This is a genomic window from Nocardia seriolae NBRC 15557, from assembly GCF_007990715.1.
In the GTDB taxonomy this organism is placed as follows: Bacteria; Actinomycetota; Actinomycetes; order Mycobacteriales; family Mycobacteriaceae; genus Nocardia; species Nocardia seriolae.
The window spans coordinates 1-20,710 of the sequence record NZ_BJWY01000036.1; the positions used below are offsets into that span (position 1 = coordinate 1).

Annotated in this window: 17 protein-coding genes and 2 pseudogenes; 12 read left to right on the plus strand and 7 right to left on the minus strand. The window is 68.7% G+C overall.

Going from position 1 to position 20,710, the window contains the following annotated elements; all coding sequences use genetic code 11:
* Positions 1 to 316: 316 nt before the first annotated feature.
* Positions 317 to 1,024, plus strand: a complete 708-nt coding sequence (locus NS2_RS13700) for an alpha/beta hydrolase (protein ID WP_258195426.1) — start codon at positions 317 to 319, stop codon at positions 1,022 to 1,024.
* Here the strand turns inward: NS2_RS13700 and rho are convergent.
* Positions 1,011 to 2,130: pseudogene (rho, locus tag NS2_RS13705) on the minus strand (transcription termination factor Rho); the annotation flags it as partial. The gene NS2_RS13700 and the pseudogene rho overlap by 14 nt on opposite strands.
* A gap of 335 nt (positions 2,131 to 2,465) precedes the next feature.
* Here rho and NS2_RS36005 point away from each other — a divergent pair.
* The 3 genes from NS2_RS36005 to NS2_RS13720 all read left to right on the plus strand — a co-directional run bounded on the left by NS2_RS36005 (position 2,466) and on the right by NS2_RS13720 (position 4,609).
* Complete coding sequence (locus tag NS2_RS36005; protein WP_155239397.1) at positions 2,466 to 2,975, plus strand: PspA/IM30 family protein; 510 nt, start codon at positions 2,466 to 2,468, stop codon at positions 2,973 to 2,975.
* A 35-nt stretch (positions 2,976 to 3,010) separates the two neighbouring features.
* Complete coding sequence (locus NS2_RS13715; protein WP_230464312.1) at positions 3,011 to 4,057, plus strand: hypothetical protein; 1,047 nt, start codon at positions 3,011 to 3,013, stop codon at positions 4,055 to 4,057.
* Between the two features lie 129 nt (positions 4,058 to 4,186).
* Entirely contained in the window at positions 4,187 to 4,609 is a 423-nt protein-coding gene (locus NS2_RS13720) for a hypothetical protein (RefSeq protein ID WP_033087866.1), read from the plus strand.
* A gap of 4 nt (positions 4,610 to 4,613) precedes the next feature.
* Here NS2_RS13720 and NS2_RS13725 read toward each other — a convergent pair whose 3' ends face one another.
* Positions 4,614 to 6,656: a CocE/NonD family hydrolase gene (locus NS2_RS13725; RefSeq protein WP_052086406.1), complete on the minus strand. Its 2,043-nt coding sequence runs from the start codon at positions 6,654 to 6,656 to the stop codon at positions 4,614 to 4,616.
* Between the two features lie 245 nt (positions 6,657 to 6,901).
* Between NS2_RS13725 and NS2_RS13730 the strand changes: the two genes are divergently transcribed.
* From NS2_RS13730 to NS2_RS13740, 3 genes are all read left to right on the plus strand, one after another.
* Positions 6,902 to 7,543: a TetR/AcrR family transcriptional regulator gene (locus NS2_RS13730; RefSeq protein WP_033087864.1), complete on the plus strand. Its 642-nt coding sequence runs from the start codon at positions 6,902 to 6,904 to the stop codon at positions 7,541 to 7,543.
* A gap of 94 nt (positions 7,544 to 7,637) precedes the next feature.
* Positions 7,638 to 8,684, plus strand: coding sequence for an SDR family NAD(P)-dependent oxidoreductase (locus tag NS2_RS13735; RefSeq protein WP_081985906.1), 1,047 nt, complete (start codon positions 7,638 to 7,640; stop codon positions 8,682 to 8,684).
* 55 nt (positions 8,685 to 8,739) lie between these two features.
* Positions 8,740 to 10,326, plus strand: a complete 1,587-nt coding sequence (locus NS2_RS13740) for an AMP-binding protein (RefSeq protein WP_147207182.1) — start codon at positions 8,740 to 8,742, stop codon at positions 10,324 to 10,326.
* Between the two features lie 10 nt (positions 10,327 to 10,336).
* On the opposite strand, the pseudogene NS2_RS13745 reads toward NS2_RS13740, so the two are convergent.
* The 3 genes and pseudogenes from NS2_RS13745 to NS2_RS13755 form a co-directional block, all read right to left on the minus strand.
* A pseudogene (locus tag NS2_RS13745) lies at positions 10,337 to 10,737 on the minus strand (RidA family protein).
* A gap of 13 nt (positions 10,738 to 10,750) precedes the next feature.
* Positions 10,751 to 11,506 (minus strand): IclR family transcriptional regulator, encoded by a 756-nt coding sequence (locus NS2_RS13750; protein ID WP_036547463.1) that lies wholly within the window; start codon positions 11,504 to 11,506, stop codon positions 10,751 to 10,753.
* Positions 11,503 to 12,537 (minus strand): sugar kinase, encoded by a 1,035-nt coding sequence (locus NS2_RS13755; protein ID WP_231993012.1) that lies wholly within the window; start codon positions 12,535 to 12,537, stop codon positions 11,503 to 11,505. The genes NS2_RS13750 and NS2_RS13755 overlap by 4 nt, the downstream gene beginning before the upstream one ends.
* A 123-nt stretch (positions 12,538 to 12,660) precedes the next feature.
* Here NS2_RS13755 and NS2_RS13760 point away from each other — a divergent pair, with 123 nt between their 5' ends.
* From NS2_RS13760 to NS2_RS13780, 5 genes are all read left to right on the plus strand, one after another.
* On the plus strand, positions 12,661 to 14,124 hold the full coding sequence (locus NS2_RS13760; RefSeq protein WP_228102738.1) for a type III PLP-dependent enzyme domain-containing protein: 1,464 nt from the start codon (positions 12,661 to 12,663) through the stop codon (positions 14,122 to 14,124).
* A gap of 10 nt (positions 14,125 to 14,134) precedes the next feature.
* Entirely contained in the window at positions 14,135 to 15,751 is a 1,617-nt protein-coding gene (locus tag NS2_RS13765) for an N-acyl-D-amino-acid deacylase family protein (RefSeq protein ID WP_071811963.1), read from the plus strand.
* Positions 15,752 to 15,890: 139 nt separating this feature from the next.
* The gene (locus NS2_RS13770) at positions 15,891 to 16,532 is read left to right on the plus strand and encodes a bifunctional 4-hydroxy-2-oxoglutarate aldolase/2-dehydro-3-deoxy-phosphogluconate aldolase (protein WP_033087860.1); all 642 of its coding nucleotides are present in this window, start codon (positions 15,891 to 15,893) and stop codon (positions 16,530 to 16,532) included.
* 27 nt (positions 16,533 to 16,559) lie between these two features.
* On the plus strand, positions 16,560 to 18,017 hold the full coding sequence (locus NS2_RS13775; RefSeq protein WP_033087859.1) for a GntP family permease: 1,458 nt from the start codon (positions 16,560 to 16,562) through the stop codon (positions 18,015 to 18,017).
* 50 nt (positions 18,018 to 18,067) lie between these two features.
* Positions 18,068 to 18,439, plus strand: coding sequence for a DUF6188 family protein (locus NS2_RS13780; protein WP_052086402.1), 372 nt, complete (start codon positions 18,068 to 18,070; stop codon positions 18,437 to 18,439).
* A 210-nt stretch (positions 18,440 to 18,649) separates the two neighbouring features.
* Here the strand turns inward: NS2_RS13780 and NS2_RS13785 are convergent, their stop codons facing one another.
* Positions 18,650 to 19,816: a GlxA family transcriptional regulator gene (locus NS2_RS13785; RefSeq protein WP_045437554.1), complete on the minus strand. Its 1,167-nt coding sequence runs from the start codon at positions 19,814 to 19,816 to the stop codon at positions 18,650 to 18,652.
* 2 nt (positions 19,817 to 19,818) lie between these two features.
* Positions 19,819 to 20,697, minus strand: coding sequence for an alpha/beta fold hydrolase (locus NS2_RS38425; RefSeq protein WP_045437568.1), 879 nt, complete (start codon positions 20,695 to 20,697; stop codon positions 19,819 to 19,821).
* Positions 20,698 to 20,710 lie beyond the last annotated feature (13 nt).

A 20,710-nucleotide genomic window follows, 5' to 3' on the forward strand; every position in this document is an offset into this window, starting at 1 on the left:
ATCCCCGTCGGCGAAGGCGTTCAGGTCACCGTGCAGGATGGCGTCGGACAGGGTTTCGACTGCGGTCACCAATTCGGTGATGCCGCAGTCGTCGAGAGTGAAACCCTTCGAACCCATGAGCTAATTCTACCTCGGTCATGATCGCGAGAGAAGTCGAATTACGTTGTGATGTAAGGAGTTTCAGAACATTCGGTGTTTCGGTAAGTCCTATTCGGGGCGGGTGAGGTAAGAAAGGGGTATGTGGCATCCGGCGAATCCGATTCTCAATACGTTGACCTATCAGCCGGGGGACCGGCAGATTTTGGCGACGCCTGAGATGTTCGGGGTTCCGTTCGAGGATCTATGGCTGAACACCTCGGATGGGGAGACCGTCAACGCGTGGTTTGTCCGGGCGGTGGGGGAACCGTTGGGGCACATGCTGTTCGCGCACGGGAACGGGGGGAATATCGGGGATCGGTCGCCGATGCTGGCGATGTTGGCGGCGGCGGGGTTCGACGTGCTGGTTTTCGACTATCGGGGGTACGGGCGCAGTACCGGGCAGACGAGTGAGCAGGGCACCTATCGGGATGTGCGGGCCGCGCGGGACGCCCTGCTTGCGCAGCCGGGGGTGGCCCCGAATCGGGTGGTGTACCTGGGCAAGTCGCTGGGCGGTGGAGTGATGCTGGAGTTGGCGAACGCGCTGCCGCCGGCGGCGCTGCTGCTCATGTCCACGTTCACCGGCCTGCGCGATGCCGCGGCGGCGGTATATCCATTTCTGCCGAAGATATTCGTGCCCAACGCATATCCGAGCATGAGGCGGATCGGTCGGCTGAAATGCCCGGTGCTGATCATGCACGGGGATGCCGATGAGCTGTTGCCGGTGCGGATGGGGCGGGAGTTGTTCGCGGCCGCACCGGAACCCAAGGAGTTGATGATTTATCCGGGCGGGATGCACAACGATCTCATCGGGTTTCCGGGGTGGGCGAAGACGGTCGCGGAGTGGGCGGCGGGAGTATTGCCGCCGGGGCGGCTCACTTCCGGATGATATTGGCCAGGAATTCGGCATTGCTGCCGGTTTTGCGGAGGCCGTCGAGGAGCAGGTCGAGGGCGCGCTGATCGTCGAGGTCGGCGAGGGTGCGGCGGAGCTTGTCCACGGCCAGGAGTTCGGCGGGGGTGAACAGCAGGTCGTCGCGGCGGGTGCTGGACTTGGCGATGTCGACGGCGGGGAAGATGTGGCGGGAGGCCAGGCCGCGGTCGAGTTTGAGTTCGGCGTTGCCGGTGCCCTTGTACTCCTCGAAGATGACGGTGTCGGCGAGCGAACCGGTTTCGACCAGGGCGGTGGCGATGATCGTCAGGGAGCCGCCGTCCTCGAAATTGCGGGCCGCCCCGAGGAAGCGCTTCGGCGGCAGCAGCGCCGTGGAATCGATTCCGCCGGAAAGGATTCGGCCCGACGCGTGGCCGGTCATGTTGTAGGCGCGGGCGAGTCGGGTGAGCGAGTCGAGCAGCACGACGACGTCACGGCCCTCCTCGACCAGCCGCTGCGCCCGTTCGATGGCCAGCTCCGCCAGTGCGGTCTGGTCGGCAGGCGAATGGTCGAAGGTGGCGGCCACCACCTCGGCGGGGACGCCGCGCGAGAGATCGGTGACCTCCTCGGGGCGTTCGCCGACCAGCACCAGCATCAGGTGCGCCTCGGGATGATTGGCCGCGATGCCTTGCGCGATCGCTTGCAGCACAGAGGTTTTGCCCGCCTTGGGCGGTGCCACGACCAGGGCGCGCTGGCCCTTGCCGATCGGCGTGATCAGGTCGGTGACGCGGGTGGTGAGTTTGTTGGGCGCGGTTTCCAGCCGCAGCCGCTCGTTCGGGTGAATGGGGGTGAGGTCCCCGAAGCGCGGGCGTTTCGGCAGGTCGGCGGCCGGGTGGCCGTTGACGGTGTCGACCCGCACCAGGGGAGCGTGCTTGCCGTTCTTGGGATTCGGCTGCGCCAGGCCGGTGACGAGGTCGCCGCGGCGCAGTCCGTGTCCGCGGAGCAATCGGGCAGGCACGTGGATGTCGTTCGGGCCGGGCAGGTAGCCGCTGGTGCGCAGCACTGGCCTGGCCGGTGATTTCCAGGATTCCCGTTGCGGGGGAGAGAGTTTCGATGTGTTCGAGTTCGCGGGCCGGGTCGTGCTGGGCAGGACGCGGCATCGGATCGATGGTGGTCATGATGTGTTCTCCTCTGAAGGATCAGGTGACTTGTGCACCGGGAGTGAATGATTGGAATGCGGCCGGAAGTGGCCGATGGCGGCAGGAACCGCCGGTGAATCCGAGTGTGTCCGGGCTGCTGATACAGCACTGCCGGGATCTTGCTCGGGGAGGGAAGAAATCGTGTGGGAGGGACTTTGCGTCTACCTACATCCACAGGATTGCGACGCCCCCACGGTACGCCCTCGCCGATCGCCGCGCAATGCTCGGCCCGATCGGCCCCGTCGATGCGTAGCCTGGAACCCATGAGCGATGCCAAGGAACTCGCGGCGTTGTTGGCGCAGCTGCCCGACGCCGAACTCGCGGCCGTTGTGGAGCTCGCGACCGAAGGCCGGGCGGGGCTGGCGGCCCTGCACGCGGTGGCGCAGTCGCTGGCCGCCACTCTCGGTCATGCCCCCGATGTCATCGATGTGACTCCTGACACCCTTCCGATCGAAAGCTATTCACAGTCTGAGACGGTTGACGTATCGGGGCAGGTGGGAGGCGGTCCGGTGGTCACCGGGATACCGGTACCGCCTGCGGGTATCCCGTCCGCGCCGGGGATCGGCGGGTATACGAACTCCGGTGTCCCTACTTTCGAGTCAGTTCGCGATAAGGTCGAGCAGCGCTACGGCACATCGCAGGGGATGGGCGAACTCGATCGGCAGACACCGGTGGGTCGCAGCGTCGAGGAACAGTGGGATGCGCGGGCCAAGGCCGCGCGGGAGCGTCTGGAACAGATTCGAAAATCGATGCACGGCAACGATTCCGAGTAGTTCCGGGCGGTCCGCTTCAATTGATGGGTGGAACCTTGTCCGAGTCCGATTCGAAGAAGCCTCGCGAAATCGCCGAGAAGCTGCTGGATCTCCAGGTCGACTTCATTGTCGGCGAGGTCAGCGGTGACCGTTTCGCCGAAGTGATCGCCCGCGACGTGAAGGACGTGGTCGGTGTCGCAGACACCATCATCTTCCGCGACGTGGTCGAGATCGACCAGGCCAAGCAGACCGTCGCCAATGTCATCGATCTGATCGGCGGCAGCCCGGTGCTCGGTGAGATGGTCGGCACGCTGGCAAACTCCCTCTACGAGGACATCGCCACCAACACCGACTACACCCTCGGCGACGTGGTGGACCGCGAGCCCGTGGAACAGCTGCTGGAGAAGATCTTCGGCCTGCACCAGGCCCAGGAACGGCTGCTGGAGCGGCTGACCGAGAGCCCCCTCATCGCAACCGTGGCCGCCAAGTTCGTGGACAAGCTGGTCGACGATTTCATGGAGACCAACAAGCAGATCGCCGGAAAGATTCCTGGGGTCGGCTCGCTGGTCTCGATGGGCACCAATGCCGCCAAGTCGGCCCGCAAGGCCGCGGAGAAGGCCGGCGGCACCTTCATCGGCGAAATGGCGGGCAAGGGAGCGCAATTCGCGCTCAAGCGCACCAACAACGCCATCCGCGAGATGCTGCGCGACGCCCCGGTGCACGACGCGGCCATGGAATTCTGGGACCTGCACGCCGGTGAGCCGGTCGCCGGGCTCAAGGAGTACCTGTCCCAGCAGGACCTCTACGACCTGGCGCTGATCGTCTACCGGATCGCGCTGACCACCCGCAACAAGGAATACGTCGGCGTGCTGGTGGACCAGGGCGTCGAGGTCTTCTTCGAGAAGTACGGCGACCACACCCTGGCCGCGCTGCTGCCGGAGCTGGGTCTGTCCGAGGCGGTCATCGCCGAGGAGATCCTGCGCTACGGCCCGGCCGTGGTCGAGGCCGCCAAGCGCAACGGCGTGCTGGCCAAGCTGATTCGCCAGCGGCTGGAGCCGTTCTTTCTGTCCGAGCCGGTGCTCGCGGTGCTCGCCGGGAACTGACATCCCACGCAGTCGAAGGGGCCGCACGCTGAAACCGCTTGCGGCCCTTTCTCATTCCCTCCCGGGTGCGTCCGTCTCATTCCCTGGAGGGAATCGCTGCGCGCAGCGAATCCACGCAAACTCGATGCCATGACGAACATCAACGAACTCGCCGACCGCTACCTGGCCATGTGGAACGAGCCCGACGCCGACGCGCGCCGCAAGCTCATCACCGAACTGTGGGCCGAGGACGGCGCGCAGATCCTCGTCGATCCGCCGGAGGACCTGCGAAATGCCGCCACCGACTTGAACTTTCCGATTCCCGTGCTGGAAGTGCGCGGCCGTCACGCCCTGGAACGCCGCGTGGAGCGGGCCTACGAGATGTTCGTGGCCCCCGGCGAACACCGTTTCGTCCAGCGTAGCCCGGCGACCCGGCTGCTGAAGAACGTCGTCGCCTTCACCTGGTCGATGGTGACCGCCGACGGCACCGCGGTCGGCGGCGGCCTGGACGTCCTCGCCCTCGACGAGGACGGCCGCATCCGCACCGATCACCAGCACATCGGTGTCGACTGAGGACTCACCAGCCCGGTGTGCCGCCGATCGGGATGTTCACGAAACTGGGCTCGGCCGGATCCAGCAGCAGGTGTTGCGGCCGGAGTCCGGAATCGACGAGCAGCGGGGTCGCGGGCAGGCTGCGTGGGAAGTTGCTCGCGTACACGTCCACCCGCAGCCGGTGCCCGGGTTGGAGCACGGCATCGGTTGCGGCGGCGGCGATATCGAGTTGAACCGGCTCGCCGGGCACCGTCGGCCGCCGCTGTTCCATCGACAGGACCGGCACCGGGTCGGTGTAGTCGCCGCCGGGCGAGCGGGTGTTGCGGGCGTCGTCGATCGCCCGCAGCGAGGCGACCAGCTGACCCGCGGTGAGCACGGTCGACTGTCCGTCCGGCGCGACATCGTTCACGGTGACCACCCAGAATCCGTCGGCCGCGTCATAGGCGGTGTCGAGATGGACGCTGATCGGACCGGAGATCAGTGTCGGCTCGGCGACCGCGGCACTGGTGAAGCTCAGCCCGTTGAGTTCCTGTGGCCGTGCGTCTTTCGTGCAGCCGACGATGATCCCGCTGACCCCGGCGGTCATCTGCGCGGTCGCGGGCGAGCAGATGCTCATGACTCCGGGGGCGACCGTCAACTGCGCGGACTCCGGGGTCGGCTCGGTGGTCAGCGAACCGTCGTGCAGGCTGGTGGCGGCGGTGCCGCTGGGCGTCGCCGACAGATACATCCGGCGATGCGTCACCCCGGGGCGCGGGAACTCGGGGGTGCTCGACCAGCCCGCACCCTGCTGCCGCAGCATGAGCGGTCCGTAGTGGTCGATGCCGTTGTCGATTCCCTTGAGCCACTTGTCGAACCACGCCTGCTGCAGCACCTCGATTCGCGGCGGATTGACCGGCTTCCCGAAGTCGGCCCCGACATTGAAGTGGTAGCTGTCGCTCATCAGCAGTTGCTTGCGCCCGGGCTCCAGGGTCAGGTCGCGGTAGATGCGCGGCTGGGCGTAGGAGAAGACGTCGTTCCAGCCGCCGACGACGAAGGTGGGGACCTCGATGCGGTCGACCTGGCCCCGCCACGCCTGCCGGGCCGGGCCGTCCGGGGCCAGCATGCCGAGCAGCTCCGGACTCATATCCGAAATACGCAGTGAGACAAGGGTGTCCAACATCAGATCGAGGAAGGTGAAGGAGCTGGCGGCGCGGTCGGCCAGCCACTGCCAGTCGAAACGCCCCTGCCCGATGGACATCAGGTCCGGCAGCAGTTTGCCCGCCGTCGGCGCGAGCCGCCACAGCGGCAGCCAGCCGGTCGAGCTGCCGCCGTGCTGGACCGCGTCATTGTCGAGATCACTGTCGGGATCGACCGGGAAGATCGCGCCGTGGGCGGGCGGCCGCTGCTGCGCGACTTCCAGCTGGTTGATGGCCGAATACGACATGCCGCTCATGCCGACTCGGCCGTCGGACCAGGGCTGGGCGGCGGCCCAGTCGATCACCTCGAGCGAGTCCTGCTGCTCGCGCTGCCGCAAGCCGTCCCAAATGCCTTGGGAGAAACCGGTTCCCCGCACATCCACGACCACCTGGGTGTAGCCGCTGCGAATGAGGGCCGGATCCACGCCGGAGAAATTGCGGGCCGCGCTCGGGATTCCCTTCGTGAGATCGGTGATGCCGGAGAACGGCGTGCCGCCGAAGTCCACGGTCCGCAGGGCCTGTTCGAGCGGCTCGGACAGCCCCGGGATCGACAGTGCGCTGTCGATCATCATCTGGATCAGCTTGGTGTACGGCGTGAGATCGAGGATGGTGGGCGTCGGTTCGGCCACGATCCGGCCCTGCGCGTCCATCGGCCGGTACACATTGGCCTTCAGCACGACGCCGTCGCTCATCCGGATCGGCACATCCCAGTCGATGTGCACCCCGGCGTACCGCTGCGGGCCGTCATGGGTCGCGGTCCACGCGGCCCCCGCATCCCCGCCGTCGGCTCCGAGCGGTACCGGCGGGTCCGCGACCGCCCGAGGTGCCGCGAACGATGCGACGAACATCGCGGCCATTGCCGCACTGAACGCTGACGCGAGCATCCTGCTCATACGCCCAACCCTCCACTGACTTCGTTGCCCAGCGTGATGCATTTTGAACAGTGTCCATATTTGACGCCCTCCTGTGAACGGATTCGGCGCTTTGACAGGCTTGAACTGTGCAACTGACACATCCAAGCGGAGCCTGGCCAGGTGTTCATTTATTGCCTCGGCCGCGCCGATGACGAGGTTGAACGGGCGGCTGCCAGCTATTCTGAGTCGCAGTTCAGTTCCCGAAGCGGAGGCGGTCGACGAGCATGCGGACCAAATGGGGCGATCGCGAAGGTCGCCGACGCGACATCCTGAGCGCCGGACGAGACCGGTTGAGCCGGTTCGGCTATGCGGATCTGACCATGCGGGAGGTCGCTCAGGCCGCGAAGATCAGCCTCGGCACGGTGTACACGTATTTCCCCAGCAAGGAGGCGCTGTTCGCGGCCTGTTACGCGCAGCGGCTCGACGAGCTGATGGCGGCCGTCGCGCCCGCGTGTGAGTCGGAGACCGATCCGGAGGAACTGTTCGTCACCATCGCCACCGAATACCTGGACGTGTATCGGGTCTTCGGCCGCGAGGTCAATATCTGGTCGATCGTCGCCGATCGTTCCGCCCGCGACGCCGAAGGCGCGGACGAGTTGCGCGCGGCGGCCGAGCGGGTCTTCGTCACGATCGGCGGCGCGATGGCCCGCCTCAACGCGGAGCGCCCGGGCGGCCTCGCCGATGCCGATCTGGCGCTGGCCCTTCCGCTGCTGTGGTCCAACGTGACCGGGCTGGCCGACCAGTTCACCGGGGTCCGTCAGCATCTGCACACCTACACCTGGGATCAGATGGTGCGTTTCACCGCTCGCGCCCTGATCCGCGGTCTCAGCCTGACCGAGGCGATCTCGACCGCGGGCGCAGCCTGAGCCGTCTCCCGCGCGAAGCTCGCCCCGGTCTTGACACGCGCTCGGACGGGACAGCATTCTGATCCGTGTTCATATTAGACACGAGGACGGATCGATGACGATTCCCCAGGTGCGGCCGCAGAGCCGCGTGGTCCATACGGCTCTCTGGCGGGCCGCCGCCCATCTGGTCGGTCCGCGCGGCCTGCGCGGTGACCGGCGATTGCGGGCCGAGGTCAACGGCAAGGTCGTGGTGATCACCGGTGCGTCCTTCGGCGTCGGTGAGGCGGCGGCGCGCATGTTCGCGGCGGCGGGGGCCACCGTGATCATGGGCGCTCGCTCCCTCGACCAGCTCGACCGGATCGCCGCCGCGATCACCGCGAATGGCGCTGTGGCGCACGCTCTTCCGCTGGATCTGACCTCCGAGCAGTCCATCGAGGACTTCGCCGCCGCGATCCGCCGCCTGGTCGGCGGGGTGGACTACCTCGTCCACAACGCCGGAAAATCGTTGCGGCGCTCCATCCATCTGTCCTACCACCGGCCCAAGGATCTGATCGCCACCTCCGGCGCGAACTACCTCGGGCCGATGCGGCTGACCCTGGAACTGCTGCCCGGGATGCGGGCCGCCGGGTCCGGGCACATCGTCAACATGTCGACGGTCGGAATCATGTTCCCGGTCATGCCGAAATGGGGTTTCTACCTCTCCTCCAAGGCCGCGTTCGACTGGTGGATGCGCGCGGTCGGCATGGAGGCCCGCGCGGACGGCGTCACCCTCACCACCATCTACGGCGGGCTGATGCACACCCGCATGAGCGCGCCCAGCGGCTGGATGCGAGTCCTGCCCGGGCAGGCACCGGAGGATGCCGCGCGGGTCATCGCGCGCGCGGTGGTCGAAAAGCCGCGGACGCTCACCCCGATCTACGGCCACCCCTCCGCGATCCTGGCGCCACTGCTGCGGACACCGCTGGAGATCGTCATCGAGCGCATCTACCGCGGGCTGGGCGATACCGAGGCCGCGCTGGCCGGAGTCCGGCCGGCGGACTTCACCGCGGCATCGGACGTCCCTGGGACTGCGGAAGTCATCGAGACTGCGGAAGTCACCGAGATCGTGGCGGCCCTCGAGGCCGAGTTCGCCGAGACGGAGGAGTCGACCGGTGAGCGTTGATCGCACCTACATCGGCCGGGCGGTCAGGGCCGTGCCCGCGATTCTGACTTCGGGGATGCTGCGTCCCTTGGGTCCGCGTGCGGTCGGGCGCACGCTGCGCGGGCTGTGGCGGTTTGGGCCCAGCCCGGCCATGTTGCTGGCCTTTGCGGCGGCGCGGAATCCCCTGCGTACGGCGGTGATCTATGATCGCGGCGCGATTTCCTACGGCGAATTGCAGCGGCGGGCGGAAGCGATCGCGGCCGCGCTGCATGCCCATGCGCACGGCCGGGTCGGGACCGTGGCCATCCTGTGCCGCAACCACGCCGGATTCGTCGCCGCGACCGCCGCCGGGGCGCAACTGGGCGCGGAACTGGTCTTCATCAATACCGAGCTACCGGCGGCCGCGCTCGCGGCCCTGCTGCGGCGGCACTCGCCCGACATTCTGATCGCGGACCAGGAGTATGACGCGGCGATCGCCGCCGCCGACTATCCCGGCCTGCACGTGCGGGCCTGGGTGGAGGCGGGAGGATCCGGCGCGCTGAGCCTCGAAGCCCTTGCGGCCGAACGGCATCCGGCCCCGCCCGCGGTGCACCGGCCGGTGCGGATCACGCTGCTCACCTCCGGGACATCGGGTTTCACCAAGGGCGTGCCGCGTGCCATCCCGCTGCGCTCCATTCTGGAACTCGCCACGACCGGGGCCGCCGCCACCCGGATGCGGGCGGCCGACACCGTGGTCACCGGGCCCCCGATGTTCCATGGATTCGGTCTGGCCGCGCTCATGGCCACTCTCGCGCTCGGCGCGACCACGGTGTGCCACCGGCGATTCGATGCCGCGCGCACCCTGGCGGACATCGACGAGCATGGCGCGACCGTGCTGTTCCTGGTGCCGGTCATGGTGCAGCGCCTGGTCGCGCTGTCCGCGAACGAGCGTGCGGCGGTGGATGTTTCGCGGTTGCGGCGGGCGATCACCGGGGCCGCCCCGATCGCGCCCGCCACCGTCGCGGCCTTCGTCGAGACGTACGGCCCGATCCTCGTCAACGGTTACGGATCGACCGAAACCGGTGTGGTCGCGATCGCGACCCCCGAGGATCTGCTGGCCGAGGCGGGCACGGTGGGCAAACCGGCACTGGGCGTGTCGGTTCGAATCCTGCGGGCCGACCGCACCAATGCCGCGCCCGGCGAAGTCGGGTCGATCTTCATCCGCAGTGGTCTGGTCTTCACCGGCTACACACCCGACCCGCACGCCGAGGAACGGGCCAAGGAGGTGGTCGACGGCTACGTCGACACCGGGGATCTCGGGCATCTCGATGACGCGGGCCGCCTGTACGTCGACGGCCGCAGCGACGACATGATCGTCTCCGGCGGCGAGAACATCTTCCCGGGCGAGGTCGCGAACCGTCTCGCGGCCCACCCGGCGCTGGCCGACGTCGTGGTGCTGGGCGTCCCGAACCCCGAATACGGCCAGAATCTGCGGGCTTTCGTCGTTTTGGTCCCCGGTGCGCGGACTCCGACCACCGACGATCTCAACGATCACGTCCGGGCCGCCCTGGAGCGCTACAAGGTTCCCAAGGAATACGTGTTCCTCGACCGGATCCCGCGCAACGCGAGCGGAAAGGTGCTGCGCAAGAACCTCGCCGCCGCGTCGGCCGGGACCGGCTCCTAGCCCGGGACGGTCAGTCGACGACGGCGATGGCGTCGATCTCGACCAGCATCTCCTCGCGCGGCAGACCGGTGAAAACGGTGGTGCGGCTGGGCAGTACCTCGCCGGTGGTGTGCTCGTCGACGAACTTGCCGTACGCCTCGTTCATGATGGCGAAGTCCTCGCGCTTGGTGAGGTAGACGCGCAGCATCACCACGTCGTCGAAGCTCGCGCCGCCCGCCTCGACGATGGCCTTCACGTTCTCCAGGGTCCGGATCGTCTGTGCCGCAACGTCACCCGGGTACAGGTACGCGCTGGTGGCCGGGTCGACCGGGCCCTGGCCGGAGACCTGGAGGAACGGGCCCTTGCGCACGCCCTGGGAGAAGGTGTGGGCGGGGGGGCATTGTCGGTGCGGATGGCGATCTTCTGGCTCATGGTCGGCCCTACTTCACTTCTCGGGGCTCGGACTCCAGCCGAGCTCGGTGGATACGGCCTCGGCGGCGCTGCGCACACGCGGCAGCAGGCCGAGCACCTGGTCGTGATCGAGCAGCATGTCCGGCACCGACACCGACAGCGCGGCGACGGTCGCGCCGGTGCCGTCGTGGATCGGGACGGCCACGCAGTTGATGAAGCTCTCGTGCTCCTCGTGGTCCTCGGCGAAGCCTTGGGCCGCAACGAGATCGAGTTCGGTGAGGTATTGCTCGGGGGTGCGGATGGTGCGGTCGGTGTAGGCGCGGTACTCGATACCGGCCGCGATGGCGGGCCACTGTGCGCGCGGCAGGGCGGCCACCAGCACCTTGCCGACGGCCGTGCAGTGCAGCGCGGCCGGGCGGCCGATGCGCGAGTACATGCGCACGCTGTGGGTGGCGTCGAGCTTGTCGATGTAGACGGCCTCGCCGGATTCGTAGGTGGCCAGGTGCACGGTCTGGCCGGTCTCGGCATTGAGCGCCGCCAGGTGCGGCCGGGCCACCGTGCGCACGTCGCGGCCCTCCAGGGACCGGTTGGCCAGCTCGAAAAGCCGGGTGCCCAAACGGTATCGGTGCGCGGCGTCGTGGGTGACGAAGCGGTCGGCCTCCATGGTCTGCAACAGCCGCAGCACCGTGGACTTGTGCACGCCGAGCCGGGTCGCCAACTGGTCCAGGGACTTCGGCTCCTCGCCGAGTTCGACGAGCAGGGTGAGGGCGCGCTGGAGACTCTGGCTCATGGGGCCACATTCTCGGGTACGGGGACGCCCGGGCGGTAATGCAGGGCGGCCCATTCGGACGCGGTCGCGGCGGCCAGGGATTCGAGCGCGGGCAGCGGCGGCAGATCGGCGATATCGCCGGTGCCGGTGAGTGCGGCCGCGGCGCACAGGTGGCCGAAGCGCAGCAGTGGTTCGTGCGGGCGGCGCTGGAGCAGCGCGGCGAGGTAGCCGCCCGCGAAAGCGTCTCCGGCGCCGATGCGTTCGGTGACCTCCAGGGTCAGGGCCGGGACCTCGAGGCGATCGGCGCCGAGGAAGCCGGTCACGGAGTGCTTGTCGTTCTTCACGATCAGGTGCCTGGGCTGTGGGAAGGCGAGGCGCAGGCGGTCGGCGTCGTCGATGCCGAAGACCTCCTCGGCCTCGTCCGCGCCCAGGAACACCACGTCGCTGCCGGCGATGTGACGGGCCAGGATGTCGGGCGCGAATTCGGTGCGGCGGGCCCAGAGCGCGGGGCGGTAGTTGAGATCGAAGCTGATCAGGCGGCCGCGGCGGGGGAGGGTGAGCAGGGCGTCGGTGAGTTCGGTCGCCGTGGGGGAGAGCGCGGTCGTGATGCCGGTGAAATGGATCAGCTCGGCCGCTTCGAGCAGCGCCCGCGCGGACCTCAGATCCGCGGGCGAGAGCGCGCTGGCCGCGGATCCGGTGCGGTAGTACAGCATTCGGCTGGACCCGGCGGCCAGATCGGTGGGCCGGTCCGAACCGCCGCCGCGTTCCTTCACGTACACGCCGGTCGGCCGGGTGGCGTCGGTGGTGACGGCGGAGGTGTCCACGCCGCGCGCGGTGAGCTGCCGGACCAGATAGCGGCCGAAGCCGTCGTCGCCGACCCGGGACAGCCACCCGGTCGGTATGCCCAGCTGGCTCAGCACGCACGCGACATTCGCCTCGGCGCCGCCCGCGCCCCGATCGAATACGGGGGAGTCCTCGAGCGGCCCGGGCGCCGCGATGAGCACCGCGAGGCCCTCGCCGACGGTGACAGCCCGGGCGGTCGGCTGGATCACACCAATCTCCTTCGAATGGTTGCGGCTTTCGGACATTACGTGCGGACTAACCACCGGAAACACGATGTGCAACAAGCGTTGCAAATGACGCAATGCATGATTGCTTTGACCGGAAGGAGCGTCGTGGCCGCCGACAAAGGAGTCGCCGCCCTGAGTGACACCGTCCCCGCCCGCGGTGACACCGTCCTCGGGGACACGGTCGCCGCCGTGGGAGACACGGTCCTCGGCCCGCAGCACAAATCGCTGCCGCCCGCCGCCTGGGGGCTGACCGTGCGCGAATACCTGGCCACGACCCCGCATCTGGACGACCTGCAAACCCCCGTGCTGACCATGGACCGCTTCGGACTCGACGCCAATCGCGCGGTCATGGCCGACTGGGCCACGGCCGCCGGTGTGCGGCTCGCGCCCCACGGCAAGACCTCCATGTCTCCGCAACTCTGGAAAGAGCAACTCGACGCCGGAGCCTGGGGCATCACCCTCGCCACCGGCTGGCAGGTGCAGGTCGGCCGCGCCCTCGGCCTGGGTCGCATCATGCTCGCCAACGCTCTGCTCGACCCGACCGGATTACGTTGGGCCGCAGCCGAAATCGCCAGCGACCCGAACTTCGAGCTCTACAGCTGGGTGGACGGCGTCGACTCGGTGCGCGAAATGGAACGCCACCTCGGGTCCGCCCCCGCAGGCGTGAAACTGAACGTCATCGTCGAACTCGGTGGGCCACACGGCCGTACCGGCGCCCGCGGCCTCGCCGCCGCCCACGAGGTCGCCGACGCGGTCCACGCATCCCCGCGCCTGCGCCTGGCCGGAGTCGGCGGCTACGAAGGCGCACTCGCCCACGACCGCACATCGGAAGGGCTTGCCGCTGTCCGGCATTACCTCGATGAGATCGCGATTCTGCACCAGGAACTCGCCGCCGCCGGGCGATACGACGAATTCCTCGGCCGGTCGCGTCCCGGCGACGCCGCCTCGGACACGGGAGCGCCGCGGGAGTCCACCGGTGCCACCGCGGGCGAGGCGAGGTCGGCGCGCGCGGGCCGGAGCGCGATCGTGACAGCGGGCGGCAGTGCGTACCCGGATCTCGTCGTCGAACGCCTTGCCGGGCTCGCGGATGAGGAAGGCGCACACGGGGTCCCGACAACGGTCGTGCTGCGGTCCGGGGCCTATCTGATTCACGACGACGGCTTCTACTCGGGGATTTCGCCGCTGGCCGCCGGGCGCGCGGAGCGTTCGTTGCGGTCGGCCATGCACGGGTGGGCACGGTGTGTGTCCCGGCCGGAGGCGGAGCTCGCGCTGCTCGATGCGGGTAAGCGGGATCTGCCGTTCGATGAGGGGTTGCCGGTCCCGCAGCGGTTGGCGGGACCGGCAAGCATCGCGCTGCCCGAAGGGGCCACGGTGTCGGCGTTGAACGATCAGCACACTTTTCTGCGGTTGCCGGGTGGAACGGCGGCCGATGTGCCGGTGGGAAGTGTGGTGCGGCTGGGGCTTTCGCACCCGTGTACCGCGTTCGACAAGTGGCGGCTCATTCCGGTGATCGACGATGCCGCCGCCGAGCGGCCGCGGGTCGTCGACTTCCTGCCCACCTACTTCTGAGCGGGATGTCATGGCTGACTTGCCGATTCGTGACATCGACGTTATCGACGGCACCGGCGCTCGACGATATCGGGCGGATGTGGTGGTCGACGGCGGGCGCATCGCGGAGATCGCCGGGCCCGGCACCGTCGCGGGTGCCGACCGGATCCTGGACGAGGGCGAGAATCTGGTGCTGGCACCGGGATTCATCGATATGCACGCGCATTCCGATCTGCATCTGCTCACCCACCCGGGGCACTTTCCCAAGCTGAGTCAGGGCATCACCACCGAGGTCATCGGCCAGGACGGTCTGTCCTATGCCCCCATCGACGATGCCGCGCTGGCCATCGTGCGCCGCCAGATCGCCGGGTGGAACGGCAATCCCGCCGATCTCGACTTCGACTGGCGTACGGTGTCGGAGTACTTGGACCGGCTCGATTCGGCCGGGATCACGCCGAACGCCGCGTATCTGGTGCCGCAGGGAACGCTGCGCCTGATGGTGGTCGGCACCGAGCAGCGGGCGGCCACACCGGCGGAGATCCAGCGCATGCGCCTGATCCTGCGGCAGGCACTGGGCCAGGGCGCGGTCGGCATGTCCAGCGGGCTCACCTACACGCCCGGAATGTACGCCGACACTTCCGAACTCGCGGCACTGTGCGAGGTGGTCGCGGAATTCGGCGGCTTCTACGCCCCGCACACCCGCTCCTACGGGGCCGGTGCGCTGGACGCCTACGCCGAGATGATCGACCTGTCGCGCCGCACCGGCTGCGCCCTGCACCTGACCCACGCCACCATGAACTTCGGCGAGAACCGCGGGCGCGCACCGGAATTCCTGGCACTGATCGACAGCGCACTCGCCGACGGCTGCGATATCAGCCTCGACACCTACCCGTACCTGCCGGGCTCCACCACGCTGTCGGCGCTGCTGCCCAGCTGGGCCATGTCCGGCGGCCCGGACGCCGCCCTGGAACGCCTCGCCGATCCCGAGGCCCGGGCGCGCATCGCGGCCGACGTCGACATCAATGGATCCGACGGGTGTCACGGTGTGACCGTGGAGTGGGAGACCATTCAGATCAGCGGTGTCGCCGATCCGGAACTCGGGCCCTACGTGGGCCGGACGGTCGCCGAGATCGCCGCGAGCCGGGCATGTGCTCCGGTCGAGGTGTTCTTCGACCTGCTGACCCGGGATGAGCTGGCCACCAGCATTCTTCAGCACGTCGGCCACGAGGAGAACGTGCGCGCCATCATGCGTCACCACCGCCACATGGGCGGCACCGACGGCCTGCTCGCCCCCGCCCGACCGCACCCCCGCGCCTGGGGCACCTTCCCGCGCTACCTGGGTCACTACACCCGCGAACTCGGAGTCCTCGACCTCGCGGACTGCGTCCACCATTGCACCGGCCGCCCCGCCGAGCGCCTGCGCCTGCGCCACCGCGGTCTCATCCGTGTGGGCCACGCCGCCGACCTGGTCCTGTTCGACCCGGCCACGGTCATCGACACCGCGACCTTCGAGGAGCCGGAACAGCAGGCCCGGGGCATTCCGTACGTCCTCGTCAACGGCGAATTCGCTTTGGACGCGGGCAAACCCACCGGCATCCGAGCTGGACGCACCCTGCGACTGGACGCCGCGAGCGGGACGACCCGATGACCGCGATCGCCGCGTTGCGTTCCCGTGCGTCGGAAATTCGTTCCGCGCGGAGGCCGGGCGAATCCGCCTCGACCGCAAGCAAACCCATCGGCACACGCGGGGTGGACGCAGGCCCGCGAGCCACTCGAAAGGAGACTCGATGACTGGCGCGGTGGACGGCGATCGCCCCGCTGTGGAGGCCATCCTGGCCGATCGTGCGCTGACAGTGGTGCGCGCAGCGGAGATTCCGGATCCGGTCGCCTTGGCCGGGGCGCTGGCCGGGGCCGGAATCCGGGCGTTGGAACTGACATTCACCACGCCCGGGGTGCTGGACGGCATTCGCAAGATCGCCGACTCCGGCGTCGGGGTGATCGGGGCGGGCACCGTGCTCACCCGGGGCCAGGCCGAATCGGCCATCGAGGTCGGGGCGCGGTTCCTGGTGACGCCGGGACTCACTGAGCAGGTCGCCGAGGTGGCCGCGAAACACGAGATCCCGGTCGTGATGGGCGCTTTCACGCCGTCGGAGGTGATGCGCGCCATGGAGCTGGGTGCGGCCGCGGTCAAGATCTTCCCCGCCCGGGCGCTCGGGCCGGGCTATCTGAAGGACCTGCGCGGTCCCTTCCCGAACGTCCGCCTGATCCCCTCCGGCGGGGTCAACGCGGGCAATGCCGCCGACTTCCTCGCCCACGGGGCGGTGGCGGTCACCGCCGGAACCGATGTCGTGCCGCCGGCCGCCGTGGCGGCGGGCGAATGGGCCGAAATTGCCTCGCGCGCGGCCGCATTCGTTCGAGCTCTGAACTGATTCAAGTGTGAACTGAGAGGTACCCCCATGAGCACCACCGTGGACTGGCTGCGAACCAGCACGCCGGGACTGCTGCTGCTCTGCGGTGCGGCCATCGCCGTACTGCTGATCGCGATCATCCGGTTCAAGCTGGAACCGTTCATCGCCCTGCTGCTCACCGGGCTCGGACTGGCGCTGGCCGCCGGACTGCCCGTCTCGCAGATCGTGGGCACCGCACTGAAATCCAGTGACTCCCTGCTGGAAACCGGATTCGGCTCGATCCTGGGCCACATCGCCGTCATCATCGGCCTGGGCACCGTGCTCGGCGCGATCCTGGAACGCTCCGGCGGCGCGGACGTACTGACCGCCAAGCTGCTGAACCTGTTCGGCGAGAAGGGCGCTCCCGTCGCCATGGGCCTGCTCGGGCTCATCTTCGGCATCCCCGTCTTCTTCGATATCGGCATCTTCGTGCTCGCGCCGCTGGTGTACGTGGCGGCCAAGCGCGGCGGCCGTTCGCTGGTGCTCTACGCCCTGCCCATGCTCGCCGGTCTGTCCATGACGCACGCGTTCCTGCCGCCGCACCCGGGTCCGGTATCGCTGGGCGGGCTGCTCGGGGTCAGCCTGGGCTGGCTGATCGTCATGGGATTCGTCTGCGGCATACCGGGATTCATCGCCGCGGGCATCGTGTGGGGCGGCTGGGTCGGTAAGCGTGTGCAGATCGAGGTGCCCGCGGAGTTCCTGGTCGGCAAGCAGGACGACGGATTCGGCGCCGGCCCCGACGGGCCGGGCGCGGCGGCCGGTGACACCGCCACCGCGACGCTGGTCAAGCGACCCCCGGCGGTGGGCCTGATCGGGGCCATCATCGCGATTCCGCTGGTGCTGATCCTGGGCGCGACCTTCGGCACCCAGCTGCTGTCCAAGGGCTCGAAACCGTTGCAGGTCTTGACCTTCCTGGGCACCCCCGCCGTGGCGCTGCTGCTCACCGTGCTCATCGCCTTTTATGTCCTGGGCATCCGGCGCGGCTCGTCGGTGCAGGAACTGAGCGCCGTCACCGCCGAATCGCTGCGGCCGGTCGGCATGCTGCTGCTGGTCGTCGGTGCGGGCGCGTTCTTCGGAAGGGTGATCTCCGCCACCGGAATCGGGACCGCGCTCGCGCACACCATGGCCGCCGCCGGGCTGCCGGTGATCGTGCTGGCCTACGTGATCAGCTGCGGCCTGCGCATCGCGCAGGGCTCGGCGACGGTGGCCATTGTCACCACGGGCGGCATCGTCGCGCCGCTGGTGCACGAGCAGGGCTACTCCCAGCTGGCGCTGGCGCTGATCGCCATGGCCATCGCGGCCGGATCGATCATCCTCAGCCACGTCAACGACGGCGGGTTCTGGATCATCGCCAAGTTCTTCAATATGACCGTCAAACAGACGCTGCAAACCTGGACCGTGCTCGAGACGGTGCTGTCGGTGGTCAGTGTCGCGGTGGCCGCCGTGCTGTTCGCGATACTCGCGTGAGGTGAGGTTCGGGCAGAGTGGAACCAGACACTTCGGATAGGGAGACCCGCATGGACCTACCGATCGCCGGTTCCGCTCTTGCCGTATCCACCGCGTCCACCGTCTATCAGCTCGCGCTCGCCGCCGGGCCCTACGACATCAATATCGAGGGGGAGCTGGCGGTGCACAGTCCCACCGGGGCCAGACTGCACCGCATTCCGGGCGAGCCGCACACCGACGATCTGGTCGCGGCGCTCACCGGGGTGATCGTGGCGGCGACGGTCGCGGACAACGGTGAGCTGCGCATCGATCTGGCCTCCGGTCACCGCCTGGTGGTGGAACCGGACCCGTATTTCGAGGCGTGGAACGTGACCGCGCCCGGCCGCTACCTGGTGGTCTGCATGCCCGGTGGCGAGCTGGCGGTGTGGTCGGCCGAAACCTGAACGCCGGGTGGATGATTCGGTTCGGGCGTCGCGGGCGGTGAACCCCGCCGGGTTCGCCGCCGCGACGACGGATACCTCGCGGCACGCAGCGCCGGACACATCGGCGACGGTGCCGTGATCCGCGTTCGTGCCGTCCCCTCGCGGACACCCGGTGTCGCCGTGCGGCGCATCGCACGGCCTGGAAAGCATGGCGATCGCCGCACCTGTCGGTCAAGCCCGCGCCCTGACCCAATTTGTACCGGTCGGTTTGTTATCTGCCGATCGAGCGGTGCCGGTGGCGAAATGCTGGCGGTAGCGTTCGGGGGTGGTGCCCAGGCGGCGGGTGAAGACGCGGTGCAGGGTTTCGCCGTGGCGGTAGCCGAGCTGGCGGGCGATCGCGCCGATGGTCAGCTCGGTGGATTCCAGCAGGCGGCGGGCCGCTTCCAGGCGCAGGTCCTCGACGAAAGCCGCAGGGGTGCAGCCGGTTTCGGTGCGGAAGGCGCGGGCGAAATTGCGTTCGCTCATGTCCGCGCGGCGGGCCAGGGCGGCCACCGCCAGGTCCTCGTCGAGGTGGTCGGGTAGCCACCGCTGGACGGCGCGGATGGCCGGGGTGCGGGCGGGCTGGCTGCGCAACTGGGCGCTGAACTGCGCCTGGCCGCCGGGGCGGCGGGTGAATACGACGTACACGCGCGCGATCAGGGCGGCGGTTTCGCTGCCGTGGTCGTCCTCGACCAGGGCCAGCGCCAGATCGACGCCCGCCGACATGCCCGCCGAGGTCCAGCGATTGCGGTCGCGCACGTAGATGCGATCCGGTTCGACGGTGACGCGCGGATAGCGCCGCGCCATCAGGGCGGTCGAACCCCAATGGGTGGTCGCCCGGTAGCCGTCGAGGAGTCCGGCGGCGGCCAGCAGCAGCGCGCCCGCGCACACCGACGCCACCCGCCGGGCCTTGCGGGCCAGCGCCGGCAATTCCGGAACCACCTCGGCGGCACCGGGACCGGACACATTGCCGCCGACCACGATGAGGGTGTCGTAATCCTCGCCCGCGGCGAGCTCCGCCAGCGAATGCGCGACCGAGAGGGTCAGGCCACCGTCACAGGTGATCGGGCGGCCGCCCGGCGAGGCCGTCAGCAACCGGTAGGGCAGGACCGGGGCGACGCGATCGGCGGCGGGGCCGGGGTTTTCCGAGGCGGCCGCGGTGCCGTCGGTGGCGATCGAGTGACCCCGCAGCTCCGGCGGGAGTCGGTCGCGCGGCGTCTCGACCAGGGTGTTGAGCAGTGCGAACACATCCAGGGGCCCGGCGAGTTCGGAGATCTGCATGCCTTGGAAGACAACGAAAACGATGGTGCGGGGCGCGGGCACCCCGCCATCATCGCAGTCGGAGCGGTCGGCGGCCATGGTCAGTTGCTGATCGATCCAGCCACATTGGGGGTGGTGTGCCGGTTCAGGAACGGGATGATCAGCGCGGCCGTGCGTTCGGGGAACTGGGCGTGGGGGTAGTGGCCGCCGCGGTCGACCACGGTGAGTTGGCCGAGGCCGGGCGGTAGGGCGGAGACGATCGCGCGGCCCTCGGCTTCGGGGTGCGGGTAGTCGGGATCCTCGGCACCCATGATCACCAGTGCGGGACAACGGACTTCGGCCAGTCGGGCCTCTGCGTCGGCGGGGGTGGTTCTGCCGGTTTTCATGAATTCCGCCCAGCGTCCGGGCTCGCGCAGCAGGTGTCGGAGTCCGGTGAGGTAGTCGTCGTGATCGATGGGCTCGGTCGGGTAGGCCACGCCCTCCAGGTAGGCGAACCACAGCCGGGGCGAACCGAACAACTGGGTGCCGACGAGCTGCCACATGCCGATGCGGTGCCGTCGATCCGACCACAGCGCGCCGAGATCGACGCTCTGGGTGAGCGTGAACGGATTGATCTCGACGATCGCCGACACCAGTTCCGGGGCCTCGGCCGCCGCGATCGTCGCGGATCCACCCGACAGCGAGTGCCCGACGATCACCGCCGGACCCCCGAAATGCCGGATGACACCGAGCAGATCGAGGGCCACATCGGTACGGCTGATGGCGGCCTTGCCGGTCACCGACGGCCAGTCCAGGCTGGACTCGCCGTGGCCGCGCATATCGGCATTGACCACGCGGTATCCGGCGGCGGCCAGCGGACCGGCCAGATTCCGGAAGTCCCGCCGGTGCGTGCCCATGCCGTGCGACAGCACCACCAGCGGGCCGTCGCCGATCACATCGCAGGCGATCCGTCCGTGCTCGAGGGTTACGTACTCGGTCATTTCCCGTTCCTTC

What these genes read in the sequence shown, in the direction of transcription:
- NS2_RS38425 (WP_045437568.1), bottom strand. Translation starts at nt 20,697, where the DNA reads ATGACCGAGTACGTAACCCTCGAGCACGGACGGATCGCCTGCGATGTG.
- NS2_RS13725 (WP_052086406.1), bottom strand. Translation starts at nt 6,656, where the DNA reads ATGAGCAGGATGCTCGCGTCAGCGTTCAGTGCGGCAATGGCCGCGATG.
- NS2_RS13785 (WP_045437554.1), bottom strand. Translation starts at nt 19,816, where the DNA reads ATGGCCGCCGACCGCTCCGACTGCGATGATGGCGGGGTGCCCGCGCCC.
- NS2_RS13700 (WP_258195426.1), top strand. Translation starts at nt 317, where the DNA reads ATGTTCGGGGTTCCGTTCGAGGATCTATGGCTGAACACCTCGGATGGG.
- NS2_RS13735 (WP_081985906.1), top strand. Translation starts at nt 7,638, where the DNA reads ATGACGATTCCCCAGGTGCGGCCGCAGAGCCGCGTGGTCCATACGGCT.
- NS2_RS13740 (WP_147207182.1), top strand. Translation starts at nt 8,740, where the DNA reads ATGCTGCGTCCCTTGGGTCCGCGTGCGGTCGGGCGCACGCTGCGCGGG.
- NS2_RS13765 (WP_071811963.1), top strand. Translation starts at nt 14,135, where the DNA reads ATGGCTGACTTGCCGATTCGTGACATCGACGTTATCGACGGCACCGGC.
- NS2_RS13780 (WP_052086402.1), top strand. Translation starts at nt 18,068, where the DNA reads ATGGACCTACCGATCGCCGGTTCCGCTCTTGCCGTATCCACCGCGTCC.
- NS2_RS13775 (WP_033087859.1), top strand. Translation starts at nt 16,560, where the DNA reads ATGAGCACCACCGTGGACTGGCTGCGAACCAGCACGCCGGGACTGCTG.
- NS2_RS13720 (WP_033087866.1), top strand. Translation starts at nt 4,187, where the DNA reads ATGACGAACATCAACGAACTCGCCGACCGCTACCTGGCCATGTGGAAC.
- NS2_RS13730 (WP_033087864.1), top strand. Translation starts at nt 6,902, where the DNA reads ATGCGGACCAAATGGGGCGATCGCGAAGGTCGCCGACGCGACATCCTG.
- NS2_RS13770 (WP_033087860.1), top strand. Translation starts at nt 15,891, where the DNA reads ATGACTGGCGCGGTGGACGGCGATCGCCCCGCTGTGGAGGCCATCCTG.
- NS2_RS13750 (WP_036547463.1), bottom strand. Translation starts at nt 11,506, where the DNA reads ATGAGCCAGAGTCTCCAGCGCGCCCTCACCCTGCTCGTCGAACTCGGC.
- NS2_RS36005 (WP_155239397.1), top strand. Translation starts at nt 2,466, where the DNA reads ATGAGCGATGCCAAGGAACTCGCGGCGTTGTTGGCGCAGCTGCCCGAC.